Source organism: Caldicoprobacter sp., assembly GCF_047459465.1.
Classification (GTDB): domain Bacteria; phylum Bacillota; class Clostridia; order Caldicoprobacterales; family Caldicoprobacteraceae; genus Caldicoprobacter.
On record NZ_VSCO01000045.1, the window covers coordinates 1 to 13,405 of the forward strand.

Annotated in this window: 8 protein-coding genes, 1 pseudogene and 1 riboswitch; of the genes and pseudogenes, 3 read left to right on the top strand and 6 right to left on the bottom strand. The window is 42.5% G+C overall.

The window, feature by feature from the left end; translation table 11 throughout:
• Both FWJ59_RS04555 and FWJ59_RS04560 read right to left on the bottom strand, forming a co-directional pair.
• Nucleotides 1-668 (bottom strand): extracellular solute-binding protein (locus FWJ59_RS04555; RefSeq protein WP_414480800.1); only part of this gene is annotated, 668 nt, incomplete at its 3' end.
• Between the two features lie 225 nt (nt 669-893).
• The gene (locus FWJ59_RS04560; RefSeq protein ID WP_414480801.1) at nt 894-3,467 is read right to left on the bottom strand and encodes a GH39 family glycosyl hydrolase; all 2,574 of its coding nucleotides are present in this window, start codon (nt 3,465-3,467) and stop codon (nt 894-896) included.
• A 331-nt stretch (nt 3,468-3,798) separates the two neighbouring features.
• A riboswitch (Lysine riboswitch) is annotated at nt 3,799-3,973 on the top strand.
• A 74-nt stretch (nt 3,974-4,047) separates the two neighbouring features.
• Here FWJ59_RS04560 and FWJ59_RS04565 point away from each other — a divergent pair.
• Entirely contained in the window at nt 4,048-5,688 is a 1,641-nt protein-coding gene (locus tag FWJ59_RS04565) for a Na+/H+ antiporter NhaC family protein (protein WP_414480802.1), read from the top strand.
• Between the two features lie 63 nt (nt 5,689-5,751).
• Here the strand turns inward: FWJ59_RS04565 and speB are convergent, their stop codons facing one another.
• From speB to FWJ59_RS04580, 3 genes are read right to left on the bottom strand one after another with little or no spacing between them, the layout of a single operon-like run.
• Complete coding sequence (gene speB / locus FWJ59_RS04570; RefSeq protein ID WP_414480803.1) at nt 5,752-6,603, bottom strand: agmatinase; 852 nt, start codon at nt 6,601-6,603, stop codon at nt 5,752-5,754.
• Entirely contained in the window at nt 6,596-7,444 is an 849-nt protein-coding gene (gene speE / locus FWJ59_RS04575; RefSeq protein WP_414480804.1) for a polyamine aminopropyltransferase, read from the bottom strand. Before speE ends, speB begins: the two co-directional genes overlap by 8 nt.
• Before the next feature lie 2 nt (nt 7,445-7,446).
• On the bottom strand, nt 7,447-8,889 hold the full coding sequence (locus tag FWJ59_RS04580; RefSeq protein WP_414480805.1) for an aminotransferase class I/II-fold pyridoxal phosphate-dependent enzyme: 1,443 nt from the start codon (nt 8,887-8,889) through the stop codon (nt 7,447-7,449).
• Between the two features lie 587 nt (nt 8,890-9,476).
• On the opposite strand from FWJ59_RS04580, the gene adhE reads away from it, so the two are divergent.
• Nucleotides 9,477-12,083, top strand: coding sequence for a bifunctional acetaldehyde-CoA/alcohol dehydrogenase (gene adhE / locus FWJ59_RS04585; RefSeq protein WP_414480806.1), 2,607 nt, complete (start codon nt 9,477-9,479; stop codon nt 12,081-12,083).
• A gap of 185 nt (nt 12,084-12,268) precedes the next feature.
• Here the strand turns inward: adhE and FWJ59_RS04590 are convergent, their stop codons facing one another.
• Nucleotides 12,269-12,961, bottom strand: coding sequence for a rhomboid family intramembrane serine protease (locus tag FWJ59_RS04590; protein ID WP_414480807.1), 693 nt, complete (start codon nt 12,959-12,961; stop codon nt 12,269-12,271).
• A 244-nt stretch (nt 12,962-13,205) separates the two neighbouring features.
• Here FWJ59_RS04590 and FWJ59_RS04595 point away from each other — a divergent pair.
• A pseudogene (locus FWJ59_RS04595) lies at nt 13,206-13,405 on the top strand (hypothetical protein); the annotation flags it as partial.

The following is a 13,405-nucleotide window of genomic DNA, read 5'->3' on the forward strand; positions in this document are numbered from 1 at the left end:
GTCCAGTTATCTTCATCTACATATTCCTGAAGAGGCTTTAATCCCAATTTCCTCATTAGGGTTTTATTATAGATGATACCCGTAGCCATGTTTGCAGCATCAGTAAAAGCATAACCCTTGCCTTTATATACAAAAAATTCTTTGGTATACTTCTGGTTAAAGACCTTGTCGTTTTTAATCCACTCTTCCTCGATTGGATGGAAGAAGTCCTGTTTCACAAGTGATGGAATCATAAAAGACTTTCCTATTCGAACAATATCTCCCAGAGGCTGGCCAGCCATCAAAGAAGCAATCAATCTGTCATGGTATTCACCGTAATCAATCGCCTCATATTCAATTTTAAAGTTATGCTTTTTCATTAAAGCTTCTAAATTTTCTTTTTTGGCTAAACTAGCAGGATCCTCGCCTTGAATTGACATATCCCACCATGCTACAACTTTAATTGTCCTTCCGCCCAAGTCAAAATCCATTTCAGGTGTTGCATTTGATTCTTCAGCCGGCTGTTCTTCGGTTGGTTGCTCTTCCCCAGGCTCTTCGGCCGGTTTCTCCTCGGTAGGCTTTTCCTCTACCTTGTCTGTGGTTGTGGTATCGCTCTTTTTGGTGCAAGCGAATAACCCTACCACCAACAGGACGCATATTGCCAATGCAATCAGTTTTTTAAAGCTCATTTTATACCCCCCCCCTTTTTGATTTTAATGTTTGTAAAACCCTAATCTTGCATTTCAGGGTTTTACCTTTTATCGCAAGCAGAAACTTCATCATCCTTTGTTTAACTATATTTTTATTGACAAATACATGAAATTATTTAATTTTTTAAAAAAGAATGATGAAATTTCTGCTTGAAAACCTAATGTTTCTTGAAATCACCAACTTCAGAAGCTTTGCTTTTTACCCTATTCATATATCTTGCATAATTCGATCAAACACACGCCATGGGGTTCAATGGCGATGGTCTTTTGGAAAACTCCATCGGTTTCAACAGTATAAAAACGGCACTCTGGTCCCATTTTCTTCTTTAAAAAGTCAATCTCCTCTTGTGAAGGATTCGCTGGTGCCCCCATTTCAATCCATGCATCAAACACTGAGCCGTGATTTCTATCCAAAACATACTCCTTTACCCTATACTTTCCACTAAGACCTTTAACCTCGAGATTGATATGAAGCCTCTTTTCGTCAAATATTTCATACCGGCTGTATTCGGTTAATTTGGTCCGGTCTCCTGAGGCAAACTCTTCGTTAAAATGGCAGTAATTCCACATTAAAATCTGTATGCTATCTTCTTTGCGCGTCACAAAGTAACAATCACCGCTAGCAATTTCCTCTGTACCTAATTTCGATAAAAACCAATAACCATAGTACGATGGCTTTTTCAATCCCTGAATGTTGATAAGACCAAATCCCCCATGAAACATCCTGTTATCAAGCGGAATCTCCTCAAAAATATCGCTAAACACCCACCAGCCTAACGCATCTACAAGTCCCAAACACTTCAGGACATTATGAATAACGAAGGGTGCTTTGTACATGGTATCATGGACAAGGTCCCTCGCACTAAATGACGAATTCCATTCGCTGATAATTATTTCCGCATTTTTATAACTTGTGCGCATAACCACGTCTCTTACTCTCTTCAAACCCTGGTAAGTGCTATCGTCATCATTGCATATAATTAAGGTATTATCGTTTTCATCAATAGCAACAGCAACGGGATAATGGTGATATGAAACAAAATCAACTGGCAAATTATTATTTTTACAAAAAGCTAAAAAATCCTCTATCCATGACAGATCTCCTTCGGGGCCCTGGAAAACAGCCGGCCCCCCAACTTTTAACCTCTCGTCAATAGCCTTTATAGCTTTCACCGTATGCTCATACAACTTGAAATAGTCTTCCTTGCTGCCGTCCCAAAAGTCCCCATGATTGGGTTCATTCCACACCTCAAAATACCATTTTAAAACTTCCGATTTACCATACCTGTTTATCCAATGGATAACCAACTCTCTTACAAGCTTCGCCCACTTTGAATAGTCATTAGGCGGAGTAACATTACCCTTCCACCAGAAAACAGTCTTATTACCCGATTTTAACTTGTCTGGCATAAAACCAAGTTCCACCATCGGACGCAGGTCAATTTTCAATAGGAAATCAAACAGCGAGTCGACATACTGCCAATTGAACACCGGTATTCCATCTTGCTCGTCATAAACCATCATATCATCATGAAAAATTCCGTGAAAGCGTATATATTCAAATTTTAACTCCCTTTGTAACTCCCTTAATTGGTCTCTCCATGCTTCTCGCAGACCTTCTGCTGCTCTCCCAGCACAAATTAACTTTTTCCAATAAGGGGTGAAAGGTTTTCCTTGTTTGTTTGCATCTAGCGTAATTTTCACCGATTGCTCACTTCTTTCTGCAATGACTACATCACAGTTGGATGGGGAATAGTAATATGACATGTCTAAAACGGATCTATCATCTATTACTGCTACATATTGTGTATATTGCATATCCTTCCTTTTAATATTATATGATTTTGTACCCAGCTTTTCATGGCTCAAATTGCTTTTTAGTTCCCTAATTTTGCTGTATTTATATTCAGAAGGAGAGCATCCTTCTACACTTCTAAATGCCCGGTGTAGCATTTTAACGCTGGAAAATCCACATTCTATAGCAATTTCGGTCAGCGGTTTATCAGAATCCATTATCAACTTTTTTGCTTTTTCAACACGGATCTTTGTCAAATACTTGCCAAATGATAAGCCCGTATACTTTTTAAAAAAATGTGCAAAATAGTATTCATTTAAATGTAGCAGAGAAGCAGCGTCGTGGAGCGAAATGTCATACATATAATTCTCTTCAACGTACCGAAAGATTTTTGTTATTCTATCAAGATATTCATTGTCAGATTTTATTTCTTCCTTACCCATAACGCGATATGGAAAATTTCTAAAAATAATGGTTAATATTTTAAGTACCAGGAAATAGACGGCCAATTCATAATGTTTTTCCTTCGTGCATATTTCATAAATAATACATTTTAGATTATCACGTACTTTATCGCAGATGGCTTTTGTTCTGCTGTCACTTAAATCTACAGAGTTGCATTCCAACCTTACTAATCCCAACGTGCTGTGAGGCATAATAGGTATATTGGGATCAAGTTGAATTATCAAAACAATATTTTCATCGTTCCCCCTCTGAAAGTAATGAATCTCTCTAGAATTTATCACCATAAAATCGTTAGTATTAAGCCAGTAATTTTTATTGGAGGCAACGATATGTACGTTCCCTCTAGCAACAAAAATAATCTCAACTTCATCATGTAAATGGGGCGCAAAGTCTCCAATTTCAACGATAAATGACTTGATGGGAACTTGATCTTTAAAATCTATAAGCTCATAATGAAAGTCCATAAAATACACCTCACGTCCAAAAAATGAAGAAGATAATGATAAAGCAAACATCATAGAAAAGATATTCTAAAGTGTGATGAGCAAATATTGGTGGATATTTGTTGTCTAGTAATTATTGTGTGATAAGATTATATTTTAAAATATTCGAAATGTAAAGCCGCAATAAGCGACATTTTTCTTGCTTACGCAGAAAATTCTCCATCATCCTCCTGGTAATCAAGTCTAAGATATATATATTTTTTTAAAAGTTGTTGCATTTAATATTGCAATTTTCAGAGGATAATTTTTTGCACTTAATCTTACAACGATATTGACTTTTATTTAACTTATATCTATACTTAATACTTAAGATTAGATGCTCTTTAGAAAATCATATACTATTAAGGTGAACGATAGAGGCGCGGTCTGTACGAGTAATCTGTTATATATGGCTTGGCACAGTAACAGACGAAAAGATAGACCGCCGAAGTATCGGTTACCTGCCAAGGGGTACCGTTGCTGGGCTGCTGCAGAATATGTAGCAGACTGTCACTTTTTTAAAGTGGAGAGCTATCGTGTGATGAATAAAAGCATGAGGCGCTCTATGTCTCATGCTTTTTTATTAGTGAATCCATAAAAATATGGGAGGTTTGTCATGAATACGACAAAATCGTTGACGCTACTGCTTGTCATAACCCTCATATTCGCGGCACTGGCATGGCCTGCTTTTGCTGAAGATGCAGCAGTCGAAGAACAGCAAAGCATGTTATACGGCACATTCTGGTCCCTTGCACCGCCGATTATTGCCATTGTTCTGGCTCTCATCACCAAGGAAGTATACAGTTCTCTATTTATAGGCATTATAAGCGGAGCTTTGCTTTACGCAAACTTTAATCCGCTTAATGCCTTCACTGCAATGTTTACAGAAGGCTTTATACCCTCACTGGCCGACGAATGGAACGTTGGGATACTGATTTTCTTGGTGGTATTAGGCACAATTGTATGCCTTATGAACAAAGCGGGTGGTTCTGCTGCATACGGGAAATGGGCAGCTCAAAAGATCCGCTCCAGAAAAGGAGCCATACTCGCTGCCTTCGGGCTTGGCGTATTGATATTTGTGGATGACTACTTCAACTGCCTTACCGTTGGCAACATTATGAGGCCCATTACCGACAACCACAGAGTTTCCCGCGCCAAATTAGCCTATATTGTCGACGCCACCGCCGCGCCCATCTGTATAATTGCTCCCATATCCTCGTGGGCCGCTGCTGTTACGGGTGTCGTTGAAGGCTACGATGGTTTTGAGCTTTTTGTTCGCGCAATACCTTACAACCTTTATTCAATACTTACCATTATAATGATCATATTCATTACCTTAATGGAGATCGAATATGGGCCAATGAGAAAACATGAGCTAAATGCCATATTGTACGGGGACCTCTATACGACACCCGATCGTCCCTTCGAGGGTCAGGATGGTGAAGCGTCGACCGGAAAAGGGAAGGTTATTGATTTAATTATCCCCGTACTCATTTTAATAGTCCTGTGCATACTGGGCATGCTTTACACCGGTGGCATACTCGAAGGTGAGGATATTATAGATGCTTTCGCTAACTGTGATGCTTCTTTAGGACTGTCTTTAGGTTCAACCGTCGCACTTATCCTCATCATTATATATATGCTGGCTCGTAAGGTTTTAACATTCAATGAATGCATGGGATGCTTCCCCGAAGGATTTAAAGCCATGGTACCTGCTATACTCATTCTTACCTTTGCCTGGACACTGAGCGGAATAACAGGTCTTCTTGGTGCTAAAGAATATGTAAACGGTATCTTCAAGGGCGGTGCGGCAAATCTGTTGGTTTTGCTTCCGGCCATTGTATTTGCAGTGGCTATTGGCATGTCATTTTCGACAGGTACATCCTGGGGGACCTTTGGCATCATTCTGCCAATAGTGACGGCAATAGAAGGACTTGATTCCGAACTCCTGATTATTACAGTTTCGGCCTGTCTTGCCGGTGCTGTCTGCGGCGACCACTGCTCACCCATTTCCGACACCACCATCATGTCCTCAACGGGAGCTATGTGCAATCACATCAACCATGTACAAACTCAGCTTCCTTATGCAATGACTGTAGCAGCCGTATCCTTTGTAGGCTATATATTGGCAGGATTCGTCCATTCAGCATGGGTAGTACTCCCGGTATCCATTACCCTGATGTTGGGCGTGCTTTATCTAATCAAACTGATGACATCGGATAAAAAGGTATCATTAAACGCCAAAGTCAATGCTTAGATAAAATTTACTGAAAAAAAACGCCTTCCATTCCGCCATCTATAGGTGAAATGGAAGGTGTTTTTATTTATAGACCAATAAAAGCATTTCTCTGAGCAACTTGCATGCAAGTATCGTCGAAGCCCCCGTCTGATCCCAAATTGGAGATAATTCAGTCATGTCCATAGCAACTATATTTAGTTGGGACACCTTCTTAACGGCATCCAGCAATTCATTAAAAGTCACTCCACCGGCTTCCGGAGTTCCCGTTCCCGGTAATACGGAAGGATCCAGCACATCCAGATCAATAGTTAAATAAACCGGTTTACCTTTTAACATTTCAACCGTCGAATCTAGATGGCTAAAGTTGAAGAAGCATGTATGCACATGTTCTCTTCCCCAGTAAATTTCCTCCCTGCTTCCGCTTCGAATCCCAAACTGGAATATCCTGTCGTTCCCAACCAGCTCCCAGCATCTTCTCATAACCGTAGCATGCGACAAAGGTTCACCAAGATATTCATCCCTTAAGTCGGCATGGGCATCAAAATGAATTATATGAAGATCACTGTACCTCTTTACCGCCGCTCTAACCGCTCCCAGGGTTACCAGGTGTTCACCGCCGATCATGAATGGTATCTTGCCATCATCCATTATTTTTAAAACGAATTCCTCAATGCATTCCAGCGTTTGCAAAGTATTTCCGATAGGGACCTCCAACTCCCCCGCATCGAATACGCAAATATCCTCAAGATCCCTGTCCAGGTAAGGACTATAAGTCTCTATTGAATAGCTCTCATTTCTGATAGCCGCACTTGCAAACCTGGTTCCCGGGCGGTATGAGGTAGTGCCATCAAAAGGAACTCCGAATACCACTATTTTGCTTTCTTCATACTTATTGTCACAGCCTAGGATAGTATGGACGTTCCTTTCACGCATTTTCCAATAGCTCCTTTACATAATTGGGTAGAGCAAAACAACCTCTATGCAGCTGGGTATTATAATACCTCGTTTTTATTCCCAATGAATTCCACCTTTCTTCCTTCAAATCCAAAATAGGATCAAGGCCTTTAGACGCAAATCCAAACAGCCAGTGACCCGAAGGGTACGTTGGAATATGCGCCTGATAAATCATGGACACCGGGAAAATCGATTTAATTCTCTTATGAGCCTTTTGCATTGCCATTGCATTATGTGGATAATATGGGCTTTCATGCTGATTAACCAGAATTCCGCCTTCCTTCAATGCCTTATAGCAGTTTCCATAGAATTCTTTGGTAAACAGATCCTCTCCTGGCCCGAACGGATCGGTAGAATCAACAATTATCAGGTCATACTCATCTTGCTTTCCGCGAACAAATTTAAGCCCGTCCTCATAATAGATATTTACCCGTGGATCGTCCAACTTTGAAGCCGTTTGAGGTATATATTCCCTGCAGACATCAACGACAAGCTTATCTATTTCAGCCATATCTATTTTTTCAATCGACTGGTATCTTGTGAGCTCCCTAATGGTGCCTCCATCCCCCGCTCCAATTACAAGAACGTTTTTAATATCGGGATTTACCGCCATGGGTACGTGGGTTAACATTTCGTGATAAATGAATTCATCCTTTTCGGTAAGCATTAGGTAACCATCTATAACCAGTATTTTGCCGAATTCATAGGATTCAAATACATCAATCCTTTGAAATTGGCTTTCTACGCTGACAAGCTGCTTTTCCACTTTTATGGAAAATCTCACATTTGGTGTATGATTCTCGGTATACCACAATTCCATACCTATCCCTCCACAACGTTAATATTTTCAACCTTTATGTCCTGAGTACCCATCAGCAAGCATCCTTTTTTCTTCGCATAAATTATATATTCTATTATTTCCTCGGTTATCCGCTCGCCCGGAGCCAAAATGGGAATACCCGGCGGATATGCCATGACAAATTCACCGCTTATTTCTCCCTTGCTATCCTTTATAGGTACGGTCTTTTTGTTGGAATAAAAAGCTTGCCGAGGCGTATATACCACATCAGGATTGATGTAATTAAGGTCAAACATGCCCACCGGCTCCCTAGAATAAAGCCTTTTAATTTCATAAAGGGCGGAAACCAGCCTTTCAATTTCCATAGGCCTATCGCCCGTTGATATTACTGCAAGTATGTTTCCCAGATCCCCAAACTCCACCTGAATTCCGTATTCGTCCCGTAGTATATCATACACTTCAATTCCCGTCAGCCCAATATCCCTGGTATTTATCGAAAGCTTGGTAAGATCAAAATCATACACGGTATCATTATCGATAATTTCGGTAGAAAAAGCATAATAACCGCCAAGCTTATTTATCTCATTTCTTGCATATTGTGAAAGCTCCACAGCCCTTCTAAAAATTTCGGCACCATGTAAACTCAAATTCTTCCTGGCGATATCAAGGGAGGCCAAAAGCAAATAAGAAGGGCTTGTCGTTTGCGTAAGTCCTATGATCTGCCTTACGTAGTCACTATTGACATTTTCGCCGCACAACAGTATAGAGCTCTGCGTCAGCGAGCCTCCGGTTTTATGCATGCTTACCGCCGCCATATCGGCGCCTGCTTTCATAGCACTAACTGGCATATCCTCACCAAAATAGAAATGGGTTCCATGGGCCTCGTCTACCAGGACCAGCATGTTATGTCTGTGAGCAATTTCCACTATTCTTTGTAAACTCGAACAGATCCCATAGTAAGTTGGGTTGTTAACAAACACTGCCTTGGCATCGGGATTTTGCCTTATGGCTTCCTCTACATCCGAAACCGACATGCCCAATGCAATGCCCAGTCGTTTATTAATACCCGGATTGACATACACTGGAACCGCTCCGCTTATAATAAGGGCATTTATAGCGCTTCTGTGTACGTTACGGGGCATAATTATTTTTTCTCCGGCCTTGCAGGCTGACATAATCATAGCCTGAACTGCGGCAGTTGTACCGTTAACAATAAAAAAACAGCTTTTAGCTCCAAAAGCTTCGGCAGCTAAATTCTGCGCATCCTTTATTACGGATACGGGATGGTTTAGATTATCCAGCGGTTTCATGGAATTTACGTCAGCTTTGAGACATTTCTCTCCCAAGAACTGTAAGAGCTCTTTATTCCCTCTTCCTCCTTTATGCCCCGGAACGTCAAAGTGGACCACCCTGTCCCTTCTAAGCTTTTCCAACGCTTCATAAATGGGAGCACTAGTTTGATCCAATTATAGCTACCTCCCCCGTATGTGGTTAACCGGCCATAATTCCACCCAGGCATTGTATCAATAATTATATTACATATTTCCTTTTCAAATGCAATAATGTATCCATACTAAGCTTTTTTTAAAATTGTAGTATTAAATGAAATACTTTTTAAAGGAGAGCATGACATAGATATCCAAATTTTCACTGTAAGATGCAGAGCCTTATGTTTGCCAAGGAAAAATGGAGATTTGTGGTGTATGCCTTTTCATTGATTTGGTCTTTTTTAGACCTTTTATAGGTTTAGTGAGATTCCTTCAAAAATTTAAAATAATTTGCCAAAACCGTATTGACAAAAAATTAACGATTTGCTATAATGCCAGGTGTTATAATTAATAAGAATTTGCCGCGGGTGTTATATAATACCTGGCTATTGGAAAATACAAATAATGCCGCAATTTGGCCTTGTTTCATTTACTATAAGGCCACAAGAGTGAAGTATATTTAGGTTGGGATTGCTATTTAATCCTACAAGTCCCAATTTTTTTGAAAAGTTATAGTTAAAATTTTAACAATAATGCAAGAAATATTGCAAAAGGAGGAGGAAAATATGGCTAGAAAGAACCTATCGTTGGTAATAAACAACCCCCAAGATGTAAAGGCCGAAATCGATGCCATGGTGGAGAAGGCTAGCCAGGCCCTAGAAGAGTTCTTGCAACTGACCCAGGAGCAGGTTGATGACATCGTAAAGGCCATGACCCTTGCGGGGATCGACAACCACATGAGGTTAGCCAAGCTAGCCGTAGAAGAAACCCAGAGAGGCGTATATGAGGACAAGATAATCAAGAATCTTTTTGCCACCGAGTATATATACAACAGCATAAGGCACCAGAAAACGGTGGGCGTCATCAGGGAGAACGACCTTGAAGGCTATGTGGAGATAGCAGAACCGGTGGGAGTGATTGCAGGCATCACCCCTGTGACAAATCCCACCTCCACCACCATGTTCAAATCGCTCATATCCATGAAAACCCGAAATCCCATTATATTCGCTTTCCATCCTTCAGCCCAGCTGTGCAGCAGCGAAGCCGCCAGAGTCATGAGGGATGCAGCCATCAAAGCGGGTGCTCCAAAGCATTGCATTCAGTGGATAGAGCATCCATCCCTTGAGGCTACCCAGTACCTCATGGTCCACCCAGGCATATCCCTGATACTGGCAACCGGTGGTGCCGGCATGGTTAAAGCGGCCTACAGCAGCGGCAAGCCCGCCCTGGGAGTGGGGCCAGGTAATGTGCCCTGCTACATCGAAAAGACTGCCGATATCAAGAGGGCTATTACCGACCTGATTCTCTCGAAGACTTTTGACAACGGCATGATATGCGCCTCCGAGCAGGCGGTCATTCTCGACGAAGCCATTGCCCAACAGGCCATAGATTACATGAAAGAAAATAAATGCTATTTCCTCACCCCAGAAGAGATTGAAAGGCTTGAGGCAGTAGCAATAGATAGCGAAAATGGAATGATAAATCCGGCTGTGGTTGGCCAGTCAGCTTATACCATAGCCAAGATGGCTGGCATTGATGTACCTCAGGATACAAAAATCCTGGTGGCTCACCTTGAAGGTGTAGGGCCTGAGTATCCGCTGTCCAGAGAAAAGCTAAGCCCTATACTGGCACTCTATATCGTCAAAGGCTATGAGGAAGGGGTTAAGGTGGCACAGCAGATAGTAGAGTTCGGTGGCCTGGGCCATTCTGCTGTCATCCATTCCGAAAAACCCAAAGCAATAGAGCTATTTTCCCAAAGGCTCAAGGTGGGCAGGCTGATCATCAATTCTCCATCGAGCCATGGCGCCATAGGGGACATATACAATGCCAACATGCCGTCGCTTACGCTTGGTTGTGGTTCCTACGGCGGCAATTCCACTACCGCCAATGTATCAGCCGTCAATTTGATCAATATAAAGAAGGTGGCCACAAGGCGGGTCAACATGCAGTGGTTCAAAGTCCCACCCAAAATTTACTTCGAGCCCAACGCCATTCAATACCTTGAACATATGCCAGATATCAGCCGCGCTTTTATAGTGACCGACCCTGCTATGGTCAAACTGGGGTATGTGGATAAGGTGTTGTACTACCTCAGAAAGAGGCAGCAGTACGTTCATTCCGAGATCTTTGCCGAGGTTGAGCCCGATCCCTCCATAGATACGGTAAAGCGCGGGGTCGACCTCATGAATAAATTCAACCCCGACGTCATAATAGCCCTGGGAGGGGGTTCAGCCATTGACGCCGCAAAGGCCATGTGGCTGTACTATGAGTACCCCGATACTGACTTCACCTTCTTGCGGCTGAAGTTCATGGACATACGCAAGAGGGCCTTTAACTTCCCCAAGCTGGGCCGCAAGGCAAAGATGGTGGCCATACCCACAACTTCCGGGACCGGCTCAGAGGTAACCTGCTTTGCGGTGATAACGGATAAGAGGAACAACACCAAATACCCCCTGGCCGATTACGAGCTCACCCCCGATGTGGCCATTATCGACCCCAATTTAGTCATCACTGTTCCCCCTCACATAACGGCGGATACGGGTATGGACGTGCTGACCCATGCCATAGAAGCATACGTATCCACCATGGCTTCAGACTATACCGATGCATTGGCCATAAAGGCCATACAGCTGGTATTTGAATACCTTCCTCGGGCTTACAGGGATGGCACCGACAGGGAGGCCAGGGAAAAGATGCACAACGCATCCTGCATAGCAGGTATGGCCTTCACCAACGCGTTCCTGGGAATAAACCACAGCCTGGCGCATAAGCTGGGAGGAGAATTCCACATTCCTCACGGCCGCGCCAACGCCATACTGCTTCCGCACGTGATCGAATACAATGCCCAAAAGCCCACCAAATTCGCCACCTGGCCTAAATACCAACACTTTGTAGCCGATAAAAAGTACGCCGAAATAGCAAGATATCTGGGCCTTCCCGCATCCACTACCCAAGAAGGCGTGCGCAGCCTAATAAATGCCATCACAAACTTGATGAAGGAGCTTAACATGCCATTGACCATTGCCGAATGCGGCGTACCGCGGGAGGAATTCGAAGCAAAGGTAAAAGAGCTGGCCGACAAGGCCTTCGAAGACCAGTGCACCGTCACCAATCCCAGAATGCCGCTGGTAAGTGAGCTGGAAGAAATATATAGAAAAGCTTACGGTGGCTAATTTCACTTAAAAATTTTGCATTGGCAGCATACGGTACTGACAACAGGATTTTAGTCCAGAAACAGGTAATTGCTGACAACGCTCTTCAAAATTGCATGAATGAATAAGAAAATAAGAAAAGGCGCTCCTTTCTAAAAAGTTAGCAACCCAGCCCAAAGGAGCGCCTTTTTTATTATAGGTCACTCTCAATAATACCTATATCTTCTCCGCATAACGAATACCCTGTGGATGAACATTCCGGCCAAAAACCCGCTTATGTGTGCCCACCAGGCTATGCCGCCTACGCTTACGCCGCCTATCCACTGTATGATCCCTGAATACAATTGGCTTATAAACCACAAAACCAAGTATACAAATGCCGGCACGTGTATGAACATGGGCAAGATAAAAAAGGTGGGAATTAAAGTCACGATCCTGGCATGAGGAAACAACACGAAATAAGCACCCATAACTCCAGCGATGGCTCCTGATGCTCCAACTGTAGGTACATTGGATGTGGGGTTGAACAAGAAATGGGTAAACCCCGCTACCAACCCACACAGGATATAGAATATTATAAAACGTATGCTGCCCATCATATCCTCCACGTTATCGCCAAACAGCCACAGCACCCACATATTACTTATGAGGTGTATCCAGTTGCCATGAAGAAACATGCTGGAAAAAAGAGGCATGTATGTGCTGGCGTCAAAAATTTCAAACTGGGCTATGGATTTTAAAAACCTCTCGGGAATAAAGCCGTACTCATATACAAACTGTGCAAACTTAACATCCGGCATCAACGACTGACCGATAAATACCATCACGTTGATGATTATAAGCATCACCGTTGCCAAGGGTTCATGCCTGCTGGGTATAGTGTCCCTTAATGGAATCATGACAGCATTCCCCTTCTCATCTCAAATATACGTTTTTATACTACCATTTTTGCGAATGATTTTCAATCGTGTCAACACAGAATCCTCTTGTCAGCTTTAATCTTCAAGAATTGTGTGCTAAACTTATTATGGAAACCCGCAATACCCATTACTGGACAGAACCCCAACCGATCTAACCGATAGACATTTCGCTGAAATAGAGCTATTTTCAAGCAAGCAGTAGAATAGAAAGGGGAAGGTGTCCATGCACCTGTTTGATGTGCTGCCGGAAAATCTATTCTCCATCCTGGCATCGAAAAACAAATACATTTATGTCGACGCCCTGTTCGTATTGAGAAAGGCCTTTCGCCAGGAAATGAACATAAAAAAAGATGACCTCATCGCCATGCTCATCTCCAACCTGGATGAAAAAATGCTGAGCATAGACATGGAAGAGTTGGAAAA